13 protein-coding genes are annotated in these 15,859 nt (G+C 74.1%); 4 read left to right on the top strand and 9 right to left on the bottom strand.

The features are described 5' to 3' along the window. Window positions 1-98: 98 nt before the first annotated feature. From J7I94_RS04090 to J7I94_RS04080, 3 genes are all read right to left on the bottom strand, one after another. On the bottom strand, window positions 99-1,238 hold the full coding sequence (locus J7I94_RS04090) for an acyl-CoA dehydrogenase family protein (RefSeq protein WP_215165160.1): 1,140 nt from the start codon (window positions 1,236-1,238) through the stop codon (window positions 99-101). A 67-nt stretch (window positions 1,239-1,305) separates the two neighbouring features. After that, complete coding sequence (locus J7I94_RS04085; protein WP_215165159.1) at window positions 1,306-2,268, bottom strand: bifunctional lysylphosphatidylglycerol flippase/synthetase MprF; 963 nt, start codon at window positions 2,266-2,268, stop codon at window positions 1,306-1,308. Then, window positions 2,252-2,752, bottom strand: coding sequence for a hypothetical protein (locus tag J7I94_RS04080; RefSeq protein WP_215165158.1), 501 nt, complete (start codon window positions 2,750-2,752; stop codon window positions 2,252-2,254). The genes J7I94_RS04085 and J7I94_RS04080 overlap by 17 nt, the downstream gene beginning before the upstream one ends. A 299-nt stretch (window positions 2,753-3,051) precedes the next feature. Here J7I94_RS04080 and J7I94_RS04075 point away from each other — a divergent pair, with 299 nt between their 5' ends. Both J7I94_RS04075 and J7I94_RS04070 read left to right on the top strand, forming a co-directional pair. Beyond that, window positions 3,052-4,632 (top strand): alkaline phosphatase, encoded by a 1,581-nt coding sequence (locus J7I94_RS04075; protein ID WP_215165157.1) that lies wholly within the window; start codon window positions 3,052-3,054, stop codon window positions 4,630-4,632. 191 nt (window positions 4,633-4,823) lie between these two features. After that, on the top strand, window positions 4,824-6,122 hold the full coding sequence (locus tag J7I94_RS04070; protein ID WP_374198356.1) for a GNAT family N-acetyltransferase: 1,299 nt from the start codon (window positions 4,824-4,826) through the stop codon (window positions 6,120-6,122). A gap of 37 nt (window positions 6,123-6,159) precedes the next feature. On the opposite strand, the gene J7I94_RS04065 is transcribed toward J7I94_RS04070, so the two are convergent. The 4 genes from J7I94_RS04065 to J7I94_RS04050 form a co-directional block, all read right to left on the bottom strand. Next, window positions 6,160-8,946, bottom strand: coding sequence for an SAV_2336 N-terminal domain-related protein (locus tag J7I94_RS04065; protein ID WP_215165155.1), 2,787 nt, complete (start codon window positions 8,944-8,946; stop codon window positions 6,160-6,162). Then, complete coding sequence (locus J7I94_RS04060; protein WP_251074624.1) at window positions 8,946-9,950, bottom strand: MoxR family ATPase; 1,005 nt, start codon at window positions 9,948-9,950, stop codon at window positions 8,946-8,948. Before J7I94_RS04060 ends, J7I94_RS04065 begins: the two co-directional genes overlap by 1 nt. After that, window positions 9,947-11,779, bottom strand: a complete 1,833-nt coding sequence (locus J7I94_RS04055) for a trypsin-like peptidase domain-containing protein (protein WP_215165151.1) — start codon at window positions 11,777-11,779, stop codon at window positions 9,947-9,949. Before J7I94_RS04055 ends, J7I94_RS04060 begins: the two co-directional genes overlap by 4 nt. Window positions 11,780-11,901: 122 nt before the next feature. Continuing rightward, window positions 11,902-12,213 carry a CU044_2847 family protein gene (locus tag J7I94_RS04050; protein WP_215165148.1) on the bottom strand — a complete coding sequence of 104 codons (312 nt, stop codon included), beginning with the start codon at window positions 12,211-12,213 and terminating at the stop codon, window positions 11,902-11,904. Window positions 12,214-12,378: 165 nt separating this feature from the next. Between J7I94_RS04050 and J7I94_RS04045 the strand changes: the two genes are divergently transcribed. Next, window positions 12,379-14,067: a DUF885 domain-containing protein gene (locus J7I94_RS04045; protein ID WP_215165146.1), complete on the top strand. Its 1,689-nt coding sequence runs from the start codon at window positions 12,379-12,381 to the stop codon at window positions 14,065-14,067. A gap of 205 nt (window positions 14,068-14,272) precedes the next feature. Here the strand turns inward: J7I94_RS04045 and J7I94_RS04040 are convergent, their stop codons facing one another. Then, the gene (locus J7I94_RS04040; protein WP_215165144.1) at window positions 14,273-14,797 is read right to left on the bottom strand and encodes an immunity 21 family protein; all 525 of its coding nucleotides are present in this window, start codon (window positions 14,795-14,797) and stop codon (window positions 14,273-14,275) included. 21 nt (window positions 14,798-14,818) lie between these two features. Further along, window positions 14,819-15,289, bottom strand: coding sequence for a rhodanese-like domain-containing protein (locus J7I94_RS04035; protein WP_215165142.1), 471 nt, complete (start codon window positions 15,287-15,289; stop codon window positions 14,819-14,821). Between the two features lie 121 nt (window positions 15,290-15,410). Here J7I94_RS04035 and J7I94_RS04030 point away from each other — a divergent pair, with 121 nt between their 5' ends. Next, window positions 15,411-15,857, top strand: coding sequence for an Lrp/AsnC family transcriptional regulator (locus J7I94_RS04030; RefSeq protein WP_215165140.1), 447 nt, complete (start codon window positions 15,411-15,413; stop codon window positions 15,855-15,857). Window positions 15,858-15,859 lie beyond the last annotated feature (2 nt).

Below are 15,859 nucleotides of genomic sequence, written 5' to 3'. Positions count from 1 at the left end.
GGCCGGGCGTGGGCGGTGCGGTGGGACGCGAGAGGTCTCGCGGCATGGTCGGCTCCAGGGTCGGCTGTCTCGGGGGCTCTTGTACGTCCGACCGCCGGTCAGGCGATCGTCAGCGGTCCGTCCGCGAGGTACGCGGCGAACGGGCCGGTCATCCGGGTACGGGACGGCGGGTGCAGGGACAGGCCGTTGGCGGTGGCGGCCAGGTACCCCACCTCGTCGGAGGTCATGAAGTTGAGGCCGCCGAGCAGTTCGACCGCGCGCGGGACGATCCGGCCGAGGGCGTCCTGGACGCCGTAGCGGGTGCAGAGCGCCTGGGCGAGCGCGGACTCGCCGAGGTCTCCGGAGTCCACCCGGTGGGCGATGCCCTCGGCGGCGGCCGTCGCGGCCTCGGTCTCGACGTACAGGCGGACCCGTTCGTGCTCGGGGACGCGGTCGTTGAGCAGCACCCGCTCCACCAGCGCGCCGGCCACGCCCAGGTAGCTGCCGGTCATCAGCACCTGGAACCAGATGAGCCCCGCGGTCTGGAGCTCGTCCAGCCGGTCGCCGGAGGCGGTGGCGGTGCCGGTGCGCAGCACGAGGTCCGGCGGGACGAGGACGTCGGTGAGGGTGACCTGTTCGCTCTCGGCGCCGGCCAGGAAGGTGCTGGACCAGAAGCCGCCGACGGACAGGCCCTCGCTCTCGGCGGGCACCAGCGCGACGGCGAGTTCGTCGCCCTTTCCGTCCTCGCGCGGGACGAGGACGCTCGCGGTGAGGACGTCCATCGAGCGGGCCAGGCTGCACGGGCGTTTGACGCCGTTGATCCGGATGCCGTCCCCGGTGACCTCGGCGGTCATCGACGGGTCCAGGATGCCGGTGCCGCTGCGGCCCTCGGCGAACCCGGAGGCGATGATCCGGTTGCCGGCGGCGACGCCCTCGACGAGCATCCCCTGCGGGCCGTCGCCGAGGCCGCCGAGGCCGGCCAGCGTGGCCATGGAGAAGTGGTGCATGGTGGTCGCCACGGCCAGCGAGGGTGAGCGGCTGCCGATGGCCCGCTGGACCCGCAGCGCGTCCAGCGCGGTGGCGCCGCGCCCCTGGTGGGACTCGGGGACCAGCAGTCCGGGGCCGCCGCTGTCCCGGAACAGCCGGATGCCCGGACTGCCGGGCCGCTCCAGCTCCATCAGCGGGATCTCGCGCAGCGCCGGGTCGAGGCCGGGGAGCAGTTTGGCGAGGGTGGTGCGTTCACGTTCCAGGAATCGCATAGATGTGCGGTCCTCCAGGGTCGTTCCGGGATCGTTCCGGGGCCGTTCCGGGATCGGCGGACGCGGCTCAGACGGCGTTGGTGGCGCGCAGCAGTTGCCAGACCGCGCCGGGGCGGGGCCGGCCGAGGAAGGCGATGTACTCGGGGAGGACCTCGTGCGGGGCCCACTTCTGCTTGTACTCCAGCTGGGAGGCGGCCGGGTAGACGGCCTCGCCGTGCTCCGCCATCCAGTGCGCGAAGCGGGTGAACAGACGGCCGGCGCCCGGCAGTTCGTGCCGGGGGTCCAGTCCGGTGAACGGGGTGAACCCGAAGTGGAGCCAGCCGGCGCCCTCGGCGACCAGCCGTTCCATGACCGTGGCGTTGAGCGCCTCCATCACGCCGGGCGGCGCGTCCGGCCGCCGTCTGCTGAGGTCGTGCAGCCAGCCGGGGCGGCTGCCGTAGACCGGGGAGTAGTTGATGTAGCCGACCGCCTCGCCGCCGATCCGGCCGGCGAAGAGCCGGCGGTGGCGTTGCAGACCGCCGGTGCGCTGGCCGACGAGGAACCGCAGCTCCTTCACGCGCCGGCCCTTCTGCCGCAGCCAGGTCCCGTCGATCAGGTCCAGTTCGGCGCAGTCGTCGCCGGCCCGGACCTCGGCGACCTCCAGGCCCGCGCGCCGGGCCCGGGAGATCTTGTTCCGCAGCCGTACGAACCGCGAGCCGCGCAGCGTGAAGCGGGAGAGGTCGACGGCGTAGGAGGCCCCGATCTGGTTGACCGTGAAGCCGTGCGCCGCGTACAGCTCCGCGTCCGCCCGCTGCAGCTGGACGGCGACCAGGCGCCGTCCGGTGTGCGCCACGAAGGCGTCCAGCAGCGGGGCCCGGTGCTCCTCCGCCGTGAAGGGCCCGCCGAACTGGAGGACGTAACGCCCCGAGGTCCGATAGGCGCAGGTGCCGTCGAACCGGTCGTCGTGGAAATACTCGTTCCCGCTGTTGAGAGCGAGAAAGGAACTCGGGTTGTCACTGTGCGCGGCGAGGGTGTCAAGCACGGACGGCATGCGCGCCCTCCACGGACGTGGGTTCGGACGGGTGGCCGGGGAACACCGGGGGATACCGTTTCTCGAATTCCGCGAAATCCGGATCGGCGGCCGGTTCGAAGGCGACGCCGAAGGGTTTCAGGGAGTTCCCGAAGAGGGCGCGGTCGCCCATCAGGTGGATCGGCAGGGCGAGCAGGGCCCACTCGGGCCGGACGAACAGCGCCCAGGCCCCGGCGATGGCGCCCGCGGTGACCAGGCTGTGCATCGTGTTGTAGGCGACGTAGTAGCCGCGTGCGATCCGCCGGTCGGGGCTGCGCCGGTAGGCGATCGCCCCGGGCAGATAGCCGATCACGTCGATCACTGCGAACAGCAGCACGAACACGCCCCATCTGATGTCCGTGCGGTGCTGGAAGGCGAGGACGAGCGAGACTGCCAGAAAGGCCAGCCATTCGAGTCGGGAGAGGGCGAAGGTGGTTCTCGTCTCGAACCGGTTCTTGGCGTCCACGGGCGCTCCAGGATTGCGCGTAGCCGGGGCGTACGGATTCCGGGGCCCGGCATCAGCCTGCCCCCTCGCTGTGGTCTGTCACTTCTGTTTACGCCTCGCCGGGCCCAACCCCTATACGGCAATGGCGACTTGAGCCACGGGCCCGGTGCGCGTGCGATGGTTGTTCACTTGGGGTTCGTGTGCGCGACTTCGCCCCCCAGTAGGTGTGGCGTGCCGACCGGCCGGTGCCCACCGGCCGGAACCCGGCCGGCCGGTGCCTACTGGCCGGCTCACGTCCCTTTCGCCTGGAGGCCGCATCCATGTCACACCGTCCGCTTCCCGGCCGTCGCAGCGTGCTGCGCGGTTCCCTCGCCGCCTCGGCGGCGCTCACCCTGCCCACCGCCCTCGGCGCGGCACCGGCCTTCGCCCGCTCCGGGCGGCCGGGCGCCGGCTGGGGTGTGCAGGCGGGGGACGTGAGCGCGCACTCGGGCCTGGTCTGGGTACGGTCCGACCGGCCGGCCCGCATGATCGTGGAGACGTCCGCGACCGAGTCCTTCCGCAACCCGCGCAGATGGCGCGGCCCGCTGCTGGGCTCCGGCACCGACTTCACCGGCACCACCCGGCTGAGCGGGCTGCCCGCCGGTGAGCAGATCCACTACCGGGTGCTGCTGGCCGACCCGGACGACCCGCGCCGCACCGGCGAGCCGGTCACCGGCACCTTCCGGACCGCCTCCGACAGCCGCCGCGACGGGGTGCGCTTCGTGTGGTCCGGCGACCAGGCGGGGCAGGGCTGGGGCATCAACCCGGACATCGGCGGCTACCGCATCTACGACGCCATGGGCAAGCTGGACCCCGACTTCTTCCTGTGCAGCGGCGACAACATCTACGCCGACGGACCCATACCGTCCACGCAGGCCCTGCCCGACGGCAGCGCCTACCGGAACATCACCACCGAGGAGAAGTCCAAGGTGGCCGAGTCGCTGAACGAGTTCCGCGGCGCCTTCCGCTACAACCTGCTCGACGACAACCTGCGGCGGTTCAACGCCCAGGTCCCGTCGATCATCCAGTGGGACGACCACGAGGTGCGCAACAACTGGTACCCGGGGCAGGTCATCACGGACAGCGCGTACACGGTCAGGGACGCGGACGTCCTGGCCGCGCGGGCGCGGCGCGCGTTCTCCGAGTACTTCCCCATCTCCACCCTGAAGCCGGGCGCCCGCGAGGGCCGCGTCCACCGGGTGCTGCGCCAGGGCCCGCTCCTGGACGTGTTCGTCCTGGACATGCGGACCTACCGCAACGCCAACTCCCCCGACGACCAGACCACCGACCCGCAGGGCATCCTGGGCCGCGAGCAGCTGGAGTGGCTCAAGCGGGAGCTGTCCCGCTCCCGCGCGGTGTGGAAGGTGATCGCGGCCGACATGCCGATCGGCCTGGTGGTGCCGGACGGCACCGAGGGCAAGGCCAACTTCGAGGCGATCGCGCAGGGCGACCCGGGTGCCCCGCTCGGCCGTGAGCTGCAGATCGCGGAGCTGCTCCGGTTCATCAAGCACCGGCGGATCACCGGCACGGTCTGGCTGACCGCCGACGTGCACCACACCTCCGCCCAGCACTACCAGCCGTCGAAGGCCGCGTTCACCGACTTCGAGCCGTTCTGGGAGTTCGTCTCCGGGCCGCTGAACGCGGGCGCGTTCCCGGCCAGCGCGCTGGACGGCACCTTCGGTCCGGAGCGGGTCTTCGTGAAGGCGCCGACCGCGTCGAACGTCTCGCCCGCCGAGGGCTACCAGTTCTTCGGCGAGGTCGACATCGACGGCGACAGCGCGGAGATGACGGTCCGGCTGCGCGAGCAGGACGGCACCGTACTGTTCACCAAGGTGCTCCAGCCGGGGCGCGTCGGCCAGTAGCCCCAGCAACTCCCGTACGCTGTAGGGGTGTCGCGCACTGGAGTCATCCCCCGGTGCGCGACCCCGACAAGCGAAGCAGAGGCAAGAGAGCGGCCCGCAAAAACAGGGCAAAAGCACTCTTTACCCATCGGACACAAGGCGTTCGTGATCACGCAACACCGTTCCTTCACAGTGGCTGCATGAGTCGAGACATGTCGCACGCGGCACACCACACCGAGCAGAACCGTCCCGCGCCCCGCCGGAAAACGGTGGCCAGCCTGTGGACACGCTGGACACGACGCCACGGTCACGCACCGCCGACGGACGATACCGGCGCCCGGCCGCCGTCCGGTGCCGACGCCGGTGCCGGCACCGCGCCCGGGATCGAGGACAGCACGCTGTGGCGGATGCGGACCACGGTGCGGGACGAGCCGGGCTCGCTGGCCGCGCTCTGCACCGCCCTCGCCGTACTGCGGGTGGACATCCTCAGTCTCCAGACGCACCCGCTGGCCGACGGCACGGTGGACGAGTTCCTGCTGCGCGCGCCGGGCCCGCTGACCGCGTCCGAGCTGAGCGGGGCGGTGACGGCCGCGGGCGGCAGCGCCACCTGGTGCGAGCGGGCCGACGCCCACGACCTGGTCGACGCCCCCACCCGGGTCCTGGGCCTGGCCACCCGTACCGCCGTGGACTCTGCGGAACTCCCCCTCGCCCTGCGGCAGTTGCTGGGCCGCTGCACGATCCGTTCGCTGCCCGCCCCGACGGCGCCCGGCGCCGGAGGCGGCCCCGAGGACGTACCGGTGGAGGGCGTCCTGGAGGAGACCGCGATGCGGCTGCGCGCCCCCGAGGGCGGCCTGATCAGCGTCGAGCGGCCGTATCTGCCGTTCACCCCGACGGAGTTCGCCCGGGCCCGGGCCCTGGTCGAACTGGACGCCCGGCTCGGCCCCCGGGTGCCGCGCGGCCAGGACGTACTGACCCTGACCGAGGGCGGCCTGACGCTCTCCGAGAGCGGCGACATCACCGTCGGCCGCGCCGACACCGGCGACCTGGAAGCGGCGAAGGCGATGCACGACCGGTGCTCCGCCCGCACCCTCGGACTGCGCTACCACGGACCGGTCCGGGACGCGGACCGCTACCTCAACCACCTCCTCAGCCCCCGCTACGGCCGCACCCTCGCCGTGCGCACCGCCTCCGGCCGCATCGTGGGCCTCGGCCACCTGCTGTGGGACGGCGACGAGACCGAGGTCGCCCTCCTCGTCGAGGACGCCTGGCAGCGCCGGGGCATCGGCGCCGAACTCCTCGGCCGGCTCGTGACGATGGCCGCCGAGACCGGCTGCGAGAACGTCTACGCCGTGACGCAGGCGTCCAACACCGGCATGGTCGCCACCATGCGTGGCCTGGGTCTGCCCCTCGACTACCAGATCGAGGAGGGCACCCTGGTCATCACGGCCCGCCTGGACCCGGCGGCGGTGGCGGCGCGAGGGCCGTACGGGGAGCGGATCGGGCGGGAGTAGCAGACCGGCACGCGGCACCGGCGCGCGCGGTCGTCGCTCAGCCTCCCGGCAGCCACCGGCGCCACCACGGCTTGCGCTCCTGCTCCCGCCATGAGCGCAGCAGGTCCGCCGCGGTGCGGGCGGCGGGGTGGTCGGGGCCCCGCTCCCGCGAGAGATCGGCCACCAACGCCTGGAGGAGGGTGATCGCCACCGCGCGGCGTCCCGCGTTCCAGTGGTCCAGGGCCGCTTCGGTGCGGGCGGCCGGGCTGTCGAAGATGCCCTGGGCAGGGGCATGGCTTCCCTGCGGCACTGCCCACGGCACCCGCCGCTCCCTGTCGGCCTCCGGCGGCTGTCCGGCCCGGCCGGGTCGCCCCGTCCCCTCGTCCTCGCGGACCGGGCCGCGGCGCTCGGTTCCGAGGCCCAGCGAACCGATCTCCTCCAGCAGTTCGACCGCGGTGGGGCGCAGGTCCGGCTGCTCGGCCATGCAGCGGTCGAGGAGCCGGCCGAGGACCCGGCGCAGCTCCGGGTCGCCCGGTCCCGGGACGGCGTCGCCGGGCGGTGTGCGCCGGCGGCGGGGCAGCTCGTGGGCGACGATGGCGCCCAGGCCGTAGATGTCGAAGGACGCGTCGAGGGGCCGTCTCCTGGAATACCCCTCGGGCGGCAGGAACCGTTCGCGCGGCGGCCGGTACCGGGCGTAGGGGTGGGGCAGGCCGTCGTGCTGTGCGTACATCCAGCTGATGAGGACCACGCTGTCGGGCACCAGGAGGACGGCGTGGGGCGAGAGGTTGCCGTGCACGATGCCGCGGGAGTGCGCCCGGTCCAGCGCCTCGGCCAGCCGGCGGACGAGGTACAGCAGGGCGACCGGGTCGTCGGGACGTCCGTTCTCGGCCCAGGGGCGGTGGTTGAGGTTCAGGGCCGCGTGTCCCGACACCGACCGGACCAGTTCCATGGCGAGCCACGGCTCGTCCGCGCGGGGGCCTGCGCCGAGCAGCCGCGGCGCGTACGTGCCCGCCATCCGCCGCAGCGCCTCGGCCTCGGTCTCCACCAGTTCCCGGAAGAGCTCCAGCTGCCGGATGTCGGAGTCGGTCGGCGGGATCTTCACGGCCGCGTCGCGCCCGTGGTCGTCGAGGCCGAGGAAGACCTCGGAGAAGTCCGCCGAGGTGAGGTACCGGCCCAGCCGGTAGGGGCCGAACAGCCGACGGCCCGAGGGGCCGGCCGGGGCGGACGGGGAGGCCGGGGCGGACGGGTCCGGACGGTGAGCGGGACGGGGGCGGGACGGGCCGCGGGGCTCGGCGGGGCCGGGCAGTCCCGCGCGGGCGAGGGCGTCCGCGCGGAGCCGGGCCCAGGGCAGGCCGTCCTCCGGCAGGCCCGCGTGGCCCCGGACGTCCGGGACGAGGCCGGTGACCCGGCCCGGCGCGCCGGCGGCACTGCGTTCGAGGAGGCCCGAGGTTTCCCGCAGGACGGTGTCCACCTCGTGCGCGCGCAGTCCCGCCAGGAGTTCGGCGCGCAGCCCGGGGAGGAAGTCGTAGGGCCGTTCCTCGACGGGCCCGTCCCGGTCCGGCCCGCTCGGCACGAGGAGACCGCTGAAGAGGACCTCCGCCAGGAGCGAGGGAGCGCTGCCCGGCAGCATCGCGGCCTGGACGACGCGCATGACGGACACGGTCAGCGGCACCGCCGCCAGGCAGGTCAGCAGCCGGAACGCCTCGGGCGTCGCCACGGCCTGGAAGTCCCGGAGCCGCTGCCCCGGCGGCCGGAAGTCGGGGGCGCGGCCCGCGCGGACGGCTTCGCCCAGGAGCAGGACGGCGGCATCGGCCCCGCCGTCGCCCGCCCCCGCCACCAGCCGGGCCCACGGTGCGAACCACCGGGGGGCCAGTTCCAGGACGGGGACGGGGGTGCTGCCGGGCGGCAGGACCCGGGTGCGGCGGCGGTGTCCGGTGTAGACCAGGTCAGTGTTGGCCGCGGAGCGTTCCGGGCGGCGGAGGGTGGCCAGGACGGTGGGGAGGGCCGTCTGCGGCCACAGCCGCTCCGGAAGGGCCTGGAGAACCGCGACCGGACCGACGGCGGCCCACTGCCGGACCGCCTCGTGCACGCGGGGGTGGCCCCAGCCGGGAGCCACCGCGTCGGTGAGGACGAGCACGAGGCGCCGGCCCGAGGGGTCACGGAGTTCGGACGTGCCGCGCAACGGCCCCGCCCCGGTGCCGGGTTCGGTGCTCACGCCGAGCGGCCCGTCGGGGCCGAGGTGCAGATACCGTACGCGCACCTGGCGGAAGGCACCCGACCGGACGAGGAGCCGGTACACGTCGTCGGTGAGGGAGGCCCACAGCATCCGGCTGGTCTCGTGACTGTCCACGACCAGGACGACGTCCAGCCAGCGTTCCGGCGTCGGCCGTACCACGGGGACCAGGCCGCCCCGGCCGCGGGCGGCGAAGTGCCGGGCGCCGCGCTCGGCGGTCGCCTCCTCGTCCAGTTCGCTGAAGGCGCGTGAGGGCACCAGGCGTTTGAGCGGCCGCAGGGTACGCAGCAGGGGCAGCTCGGGCACGGGCGAGCCGACCGGCAGCCGTACCGGCCGGCCGGCCGGGGCGTCCGGTGCCGGGGCGGTGCCGGGCACCGTCGCCGTGTGGACGGGGACGCGTGGCGGGGCCTCCGGGGCCGCTCCGTCCTCCGTCTCCGGCCCGGGCGGGGCGCCGGTGCGGTGCTCGGGCGGCTGCCGGGTGTCCCCCGGCGCGGCGGCGGGGGCCGCGCCGGGGGGCAGCTGGGCCGCCAGCCACAGGATCTCGGCCAGCTCCCGGGGCGTGGGTTCGAGGCCCAGCGAGGTCAGGACCGACCGGAACCGCCCGACGCTCATCAGTGGGCCCGGTTGAGGTACTGCAGCACCAGGTCCGCGACGTGCTCGCGGCCGGCGTCGGTGGCACCGGCCGCGTGCCGGGCGAGGTAGACGGCCTGGAGGAGCTGGTCGGTGGCGAGTTCGCCCGTGCCGCGCCGGTCGAGGAAGCGCGCGATGAGGGCCTCCGCGTGGCCGGCCGCGTCCGGTCCCAGGTGGGCGTGGACGATGGCGCGCAGCCGCTCCTCGTCGGGTGCGGGAAGGTGCAGGCGTACGCAGCGGCGCAGGAAGGCGGGCGGGAAGTCCCGTTCCCCGTTGCTGGTGAGGACGGTGAACGGGAAGGCCCGGCAGCGGACCCGGCCGCCGGTGACCCGCACCCGGGCGCCGTCGTCCGCGGGCCGTACGCCGACGGTGTCGACGACGTCGGCGAGGCGCGCGAGTTCGGGGATCTCGTAGGTGCCCTCCTCGAAGACGTCCAGCAGGTCGTTGGGGAGGTCGAGGTCGCCCTTGTCGATCTCGTCGACCAGCAGCACCCGGGGCAGTTCGTAAGGAGCCAGGGCGGTGCCGAGCGGGCCGAGCCGCAGGTACTGGCCGATGCGGTCCGGGGCCGGCTCCGCGCCGCTGTTGACCTCTTCCAGGCGGCCGATCGCGTCGTACCGGTACAGGCCGTCCTTCAGTGTGCTGCGGCTGGTGATCGGCCAGCGCAGGACGGAGCCGAGGCGCAGTTCACGGGCGACCGCGTACGCCAGGCTCGACTTGCCCACCCCCGGGTCGCCGGTGACGAGCAGGGGACGGCGCAGGTAGAGAGCGGTGTTCACCATCTCCAGCGTCTGCTCGTCGGGCCGGTAGGCGGCGGCCCGCAGCGGCCAGCGCCGGGACAGGCCGTGGTCGGCGTCCCGGTCGAACGGGGTCGGCTCGTCGTCGTAGAAGGCACGCCAGGGCGGGGGTTCCGGCAGCCGTGCCACGCCCTCGTGGGGCTCCTCGCCGCCCCGGTAGATCATCCAGTCGTTCACCGAGCCTGACCTCATTTCGCGTAACGCAGGGGTGCGTCGGGAAGCTGCCGTCCGGGGTCGTCCCACAGCAGGACCAGGTGCTGGGCGTGCTGCTCGTCCGCCTCGCCGGCCACGGCCTCGTTGCGCAGCTGCCGGATCCGGTCGGGCCACTGGTCCGGCCGGGCCTGCCCGAGGGCCCGGCGCAGTTCGGCGAAGCCCTGCGCCGACGGGCAGTGCTCCCGCGCACGGCACCCGAAGCAGGAGGACGGGTCGGGCGGGGCGCCGGCGCAGTCGTCCTCCCGGGAGCGCTGCCACAGCACCACGGGCACTCCGCAGGACAGCGCCACCTCCAGGGCGGCCGTGGAGGGCGCCAGGCGGATCGAGCCGGCCAGCACCAGGGCGGCGAGGTCGGGACGGCTCTCCAGCCAGCCTTCGAGCGCCTCGTGGTCCCCCCGGTGCCCGTTGCACGCCAGGGTCGGCTCCGGGGTGCGGCCGGTGAGGCGGCTCCATCGCCGGCGCCACGGGGGATGCAGTTCCTCGTCCTCGAACCGCTCCAGGTCCCGCACGATCACGGGATGCTTGCGGCCCAGGCGCGACCAGGCGCGGCGGGGCCACGGCCGCCACTCGTCGTACTCCTGCTCCAGGAGTTCCTGGGGGACGATGAACTCCACCATCGCCTTGTCGTCACCGGTGCGTCCGAGCAGGGCGAGTTCCCCGGGGACCCGCGTGCGCGCCAGGTCGAGCACCTCCTGGAGCGGCAGGGCGTCGGTCTCCGGGACGGCCGGGAAGACCGCGTCCGGGCCCTCGTAGCGCCACATCGCCAGGTGGTAGCGGTCCCGGTCGACGGCGGAGGGCCGCACCCGGACCATGACCGACCGCCGTACGGCCGGGGCCGACGGGTGCGGCTCGTCCGGCTCGGCCAGGTCCTCGGGGTCGAACGCGAGCATTCCGCTCAGCAGCTCGGTCCAGGTGCGCAGGCGAACGCCGAGGTCGCCGGTGTACGCACGGCCGAGGTCCGCCACGTACCGCACGGCCGGGGGCACCGGCCCCTGGGCGACCAGCGCCTCCAACTCCGTCACCACGTCCCGGTGTTCGTGCAGGGGCAGGTCGGGGGCGGCGGCGAAGCGGCCGGCGGCCCGGTGGAAACCGGCGGTCAGGTCCTCGGGGGCGGGTGCGGGCGAGGAGGCGAGCATGCCGAACAGGTGGCACTGGGTCCGTCGGGGAAGGCCGGCCGGCCAGTCCGCGGCGGCCTGCGACGGCGGGCCGGCGGGCCGGCGGCGGTCCCGGGCGTGGAACAGGTCGTGCGCGCGGATCAGGGCGCGGTAGGCCGCCGGTTCCAGCAGGCGCAGCGCGCCGACGGGGGTCGCCAGGCCCCCCATGTCGGTGTCGGGGAAGCGGGTGGCCTTGACCACCGCGCAGACCCCGCCGGCGTCCAGGTCGAGGACCGGTCCTCCCGACATGCCGCCGGTGACCTCGTCCTGTTTCAGCCGCAGCATCCGCCCGCCGTCGAGCGTCTGGTCACCCTGGTAGGCGAAGGTGGAGGTGAGCGGCTCGGCCACGGCCCGGTAGGTGTCGGAGTACCCGACCGCCGTCAGCGAACTGCCGCCGAGCGGGTACCGGTCGGTCAGCCAGGCACAGGGGTGACCGGCCGGCGGATCCGTCAGCCGGACGATCGCCAGGTCCGGGTAGGGCCACAGGCCGCCCCGCGCGGGGGCCGGGGAGGCGGCGACGACCTTGCCGGCCAGTTCGGTCGTGCCCCAGTGCACCTTGACGGCGGCTCCGGCCTCCGAGCCGGCCACGTGCGCGCAGGTGACGACGTAGCCGGGGGCGGCGAAGAAACCGCTGCCCGGTCTCCGACCGTCCACTCTGACCAGGCATTTCTGTGCCCAGTGGGTCAGTTGTCCCGCAGCCGCCATCCCTGTTCTCCGGTCCGGACGGATCTGACCGCCACCCTGGTCGGGTCCGGGCGGCGTGACCGTCGTCATGCTCAGGTCCCGGGCGCCTGCGGCCCGCCGTCCCAGGTCAGGGTCACCTTGACCGCCGCCTTGCCGCTGGTACCGGCGAGGGCGGCCACCAGACCCTCCCTGCCCACCGCCAGTTCGACTCCGAACTCCACGCTCACCCCGTCCGGGGCCGCGTCCGCGACGGCCCGGCGGACGTTGGCGGCCACGGACCGCAGGGTGTGGTCGAAGCCCCGCAGCGCCTGTACGCCGCTGTCGAGGAGACCCGAGTCCTGTGGTCCCGACGGCGGTTCGACGTGGGCCCAGACCACGTCGCCGTCCGGCAGTCGCACTTCCACCAGCTGTCGCATCGTCCCCCCGTCCGCACCCGACCACGCACGAGGCGTCGTCCGTCGCTCCTCACACCATAGCGTCGGGCGGCACGCGGGCGCAGGGCTTCCGGCGGCGGCCCGGCCTGGTACATCGGGCTGACGCGGCACCGGCATCCGTACGAGGATGTCCGCATGTCAGAGACCAAGAGCCCGCTGCCCCGCGAGGTCGCCGACGCCTACGTCGACGAACTCATCGCCCTCGACCCGGTCACCGGTACGTATCTGGGCGTACCGGAGAGCTCCGGCCGCCTGCCCGACCTCTCGCCCGCCGGGCAGGAGGCCCTCGCCGACCTGGCGCGGGCCACGCTCGCCCGGCTCGACGAGGCGGAGCGGCGGCCCGGCGGGGACAGTGACGTGGAGCGTCGCTGCGCCCGGCTGCTGCGCGAGCGGCTGACCGCCGAACTGGCCGTGCACGAGGCCGACGAGGGGCTGCGCGCGGTCGGCAACATGGGTACGTCCGCGCACAGCGTGCGGGAGGTGTTCACCGTCACGCCGGCCGACACGGAGGAGGACTGGGCGCGGATCGCCGAGCGGCTGCGCGCGGTGCCCGGGGCACTGGCCGGCTACCGCGCGTCCCTCGCCCTGGGCCTGGAGCGCAAGCTCTTCGCGGCGCCGCGGCCGACCGCCACCTTCGTCGGGCAGCTCGGTGAGTGGGCGGACACCGGCGAGGGCCGGGGCTGGTTCGAGGACTTCGCGTCCGCCGGGCCCGAGGCGCTGCGCGCGGAGCTGGACGAGGCGGCCCGGGGCGCGACCGCGGCCGTGGTGGAGCTGCGGGACTGGATGCGCGACGTGTACGCGCCGGCGATCGACGGCGCCCCGGACACGGTGGGCCGCGAGCGCTACGCCCGCTGGTCGCGCTACTACAACGGCACCGACCTGGACCTGGACGAGGCGTACGCGTACGGCTGGGCCGAGTACCACCGGCTGCTGGGCGAGATGAGGCAGGAGGCGGAGAAGATCCTGCCGGGCGCCGCGACGCCGTGGGTGGCGCTGGCCCACCTCGACGAGCACGGCCGGCACATCGAGGGCGTCGACGAGGTCCGCGACTGGCTGCAGGGCCTGATGGACCAGGCGATCGAGTCGCTGGACGGCACGCACTTCGAACTCGCCGAGCGGGTACGGAAGGTGGAGTCGTGCATCGCCCCGCCGGGCAGCGCGGCGGCGCCCTACTACACCGAGCCGTCGCTGGACTTCTCCCGGCCGGGCCGCACCTGGCTGCCGACGATGGGACAGACCCGCTTCCCGGTGTACGACCTGGTCTCCACCTGGTACCACGAGGGCGTTCCCGGTCACCATCTCCAGCTCGCGCAGTGGGCGCACGTGGCGGGCGACCTCTCCCGCTACCAGGCGTCGGTGGGCATGGTCAGCGCCAACGCCGAGGGCTGGGCGCTGTACGCGGAGCGGCTGATGGACGAACTGGGCTTCCTCACCGACGCCGAGACACGGCTCGGGTACCTGGACGCGCAGATGATGCGGGCGGCCCGGGTCATCGTCGACATCGGCATGCACCTGGAGCTGGAGATCCCCGCGGACTCACCGTTCCACCCGGGTGAGCGGTGGACGCCGGAGCTGGCGCAGGAGTTCTTCGGGGCGCACAGCAGCCGGCCCGCGGACTACGTGGAGAGCGAGCTGACCCGGTATCTGTCGATCCCGGGCCAGGCGATCGGTTACAAGCTCGGGGAGCGGGCCTGGCTGCTGGGCCGGGAGAAGGCGCGCGAGCGGCACGGTGACGCCTTCGACCTGAAGGCGTGGCACATGGCCGCGCTGTCGCAGGGCTCGCTGGGCCTGGACGACCTGGTGGACGAACTGGCCGGGCTGTAGGTCCGTTCGGCGCGAGTCGACGACCTGCCCGCTGCCCCTGCCCCGGCTCTCGACTTCGTTCGAGCCGGGGAGACCCCCCGTCGGGCCGGGGCGTCGGGCATCCCCCGCGTCCGGCGGGGAAGCGGGCGGCGACGGCGTCGTAGGCGTCGCCGGTCAGATGGCCGGTGTCGACGGGGCCCGGGTCGACCGTGTTCACCCGTGCCGGTCAGTCCGGCAGCGGGCGGAGCCGCACCAGCCCGAGCCAGGTCTCCGGGCCGGGCTGGGTGTGGGCCGTGCGGACGCTGTAGCGGCCGGGTTCCAGGGGGATGCGGACGTGGTCGGTGCCCTCGCAGGCGCCGCCCGGCCAGGCCGCGTCGAACAGCACCACCGGGCCGGGGACCCGCCAGACCGTCTCCGGGCCCCACTCGGCGGTGCGGAGCGCGGCGGGCACGCTCGCCAGGAGGTCGCGTTCGTCGTCGCCCGCGCACCAGCGGACGAAGGTGCCGTGCTCGGGCAGGAACGCGGTCGCGGCGGGTTCGTCGCCGAGGACCAGCGCCGCCGCGTCACCGACCGGGAGGAGCCCGGCCTGCCCGTCGACCTCGCAGGCCCGGTCGTAGTCGGAGGCGGTCTCCTCGCCGTCGGCGCCGGCCCAGAACGGCAGGACCGTCTCCGGTACCGCTATGAGCGGTCCGCCGCCCGACTCGACCCAGTCCACCGTCCCCGCCGTGCCCGGCTCCGCGTATCGCACCATGCGGCAGAACCTACACGTCCCTCAACAGCCGCAGTCCGCCGCGTCGGTGGGAACGGTCAGCCCGTCCGCGGCACGGCGTTCGGTGCCCTGCCAGGTCTCGTACGCGAGGCCCTCGCGCACCCAGTACTCGAAGCCGCCGAGCATCTCCTTGACCCGGTAGCCGAGTTCGGCGAGGGCGAGGGCGGAGCGGGTGGCGCCGTCGCAGCCGGGGCCCCAGCAGTACGTGACCACCGGTACGTCCCGGTCGAGGAGCCCGGCGGCCTGGTCGGGGACCAGCGCGGTCGGCAGGTGGACGGCGCCCGGTACGCGGCCCTGGTCCCAGGCGGCGGTGGACCGGGAGTCCACGACGGCGAACCCCGGATCGCCGCCGGCCGCGAGCGCGGCGCCCACGTCGGCCACGTCGGTGTGGAAGGCGAGGCGCGCGCGGAAGTAGGCGGCGGCCTCGGCGGGCGGGGCGGGGACGACGCTCAGCACGGCGGGGGTGACGGTCATGATCCGGCCTCTTCTCGATGGGTTCCTGGCCGGAAATCTACGGGCGCCGAGCTGCGTCCAGAAGGCACGATCCCCGGCGCCTGGCTTGCCCGGCCGGGGAATCCCCTGCTATTCCTCCGGGATGACCGAGTATTCCCCGGACGCCACCGACTGGCGCATCCTCGACGTCCTCCAGCGGGAGGGCCGGACCGGTTTCGCCGAGCTGGCCCGTGCCGTGTCCATGTCCGCGAGCGCGGTGACCGAGCGGGTGCGCCGCATGGAGGAGGCGGGTGTCATCCAGGGGTACGCGGCCGTCGTCGACCCCGAACGGCTGGGCCTGCCGATCCTGGCCTTCGTCCGGCTGCGCTACCCGCACGGCAACTACAAGCCGTTCCACGACCTGGTCGCCGCCACCCCCGAGATCCTGGAGGCGCACCACGTCACGGGCGACGACTGCTTCGTCATCAAGGTCGCCGCCCGTTCGATGCGGCACCTGGAGGAGGTGTCCGGGCGGATCGGCGCGCTCGGCTCGGTCACGACCAGCGTCGTCTACTCCTCGCCCCTCCCCCGCCGCCCGGTGGGCCGCTGACC

This window comes from Streptomyces sp. ISL-12 (assembly GCF_018614415.1).
Classification (GTDB): Bacteria; Actinomycetota; Actinomycetes; order Streptomycetales; family Streptomycetaceae; genus Streptomyces.
This window is presented reverse-complemented; position numbering and strand designations above follow the sequence as displayed.

Coding starts and splice junctions, on each gene's coding strand:
- J7I94_RS04040 (WP_215165144.1), bottom strand. CDS start 14,797: ATGGTGCGATACGCGGAGCCGGGCACGGCGGGGACGGTGGACTGGGTC.
- J7I94_RS04085 (WP_215165159.1), bottom strand. CDS start 2,268: ATGCCGTCCGTGCTTGACACCCTCGCCGCGCACAGTGACAACCCGAGT.
- J7I94_RS04065 (WP_215165155.1), bottom strand. CDS start 8,946: ATGAGCGTCGGGCGGTTCCGGTCGGTCCTGACCTCGCTGGGCCTCGAA.
- J7I94_RS04030 (WP_215165140.1), top strand. CDS start 15,411: ATGACCGAGTATTCCCCGGACGCCACCGACTGGCGCATCCTCGACGTC.
- J7I94_RS04045 (WP_215165146.1), top strand. CDS start 12,379: ATGTCAGAGACCAAGAGCCCGCTGCCCCGCGAGGTCGCCGACGCCTAC.
- J7I94_RS04060 (WP_251074624.1), bottom strand. CDS start 9,950: ATGAGGTCAGGCTCGGTGAACGACTGGATGATCTACCGGGGCGGCGAG.
- J7I94_RS04075 (WP_215165157.1), top strand. CDS start 3,052: ATGTCACACCGTCCGCTTCCCGGCCGTCGCAGCGTGCTGCGCGGTTCC.
- J7I94_RS04090 (WP_215165160.1), bottom strand. CDS start 1,238: ATGCGATTCCTGGAACGTGAACGCACCACCCTCGCCAAACTGCTCCCC.
- J7I94_RS04035 (WP_215165142.1), bottom strand. CDS start 15,289: ATGACCGTCACCCCCGCCGTGCTGAGCGTCGTCCCCGCCCCGCCCGCC.
- J7I94_RS04070 (WP_374198356.1), top strand. CDS start 4,824: ATGTCGCACGCGGCACACCACACCGAGCAGAACCGTCCCGCGCCCCGC.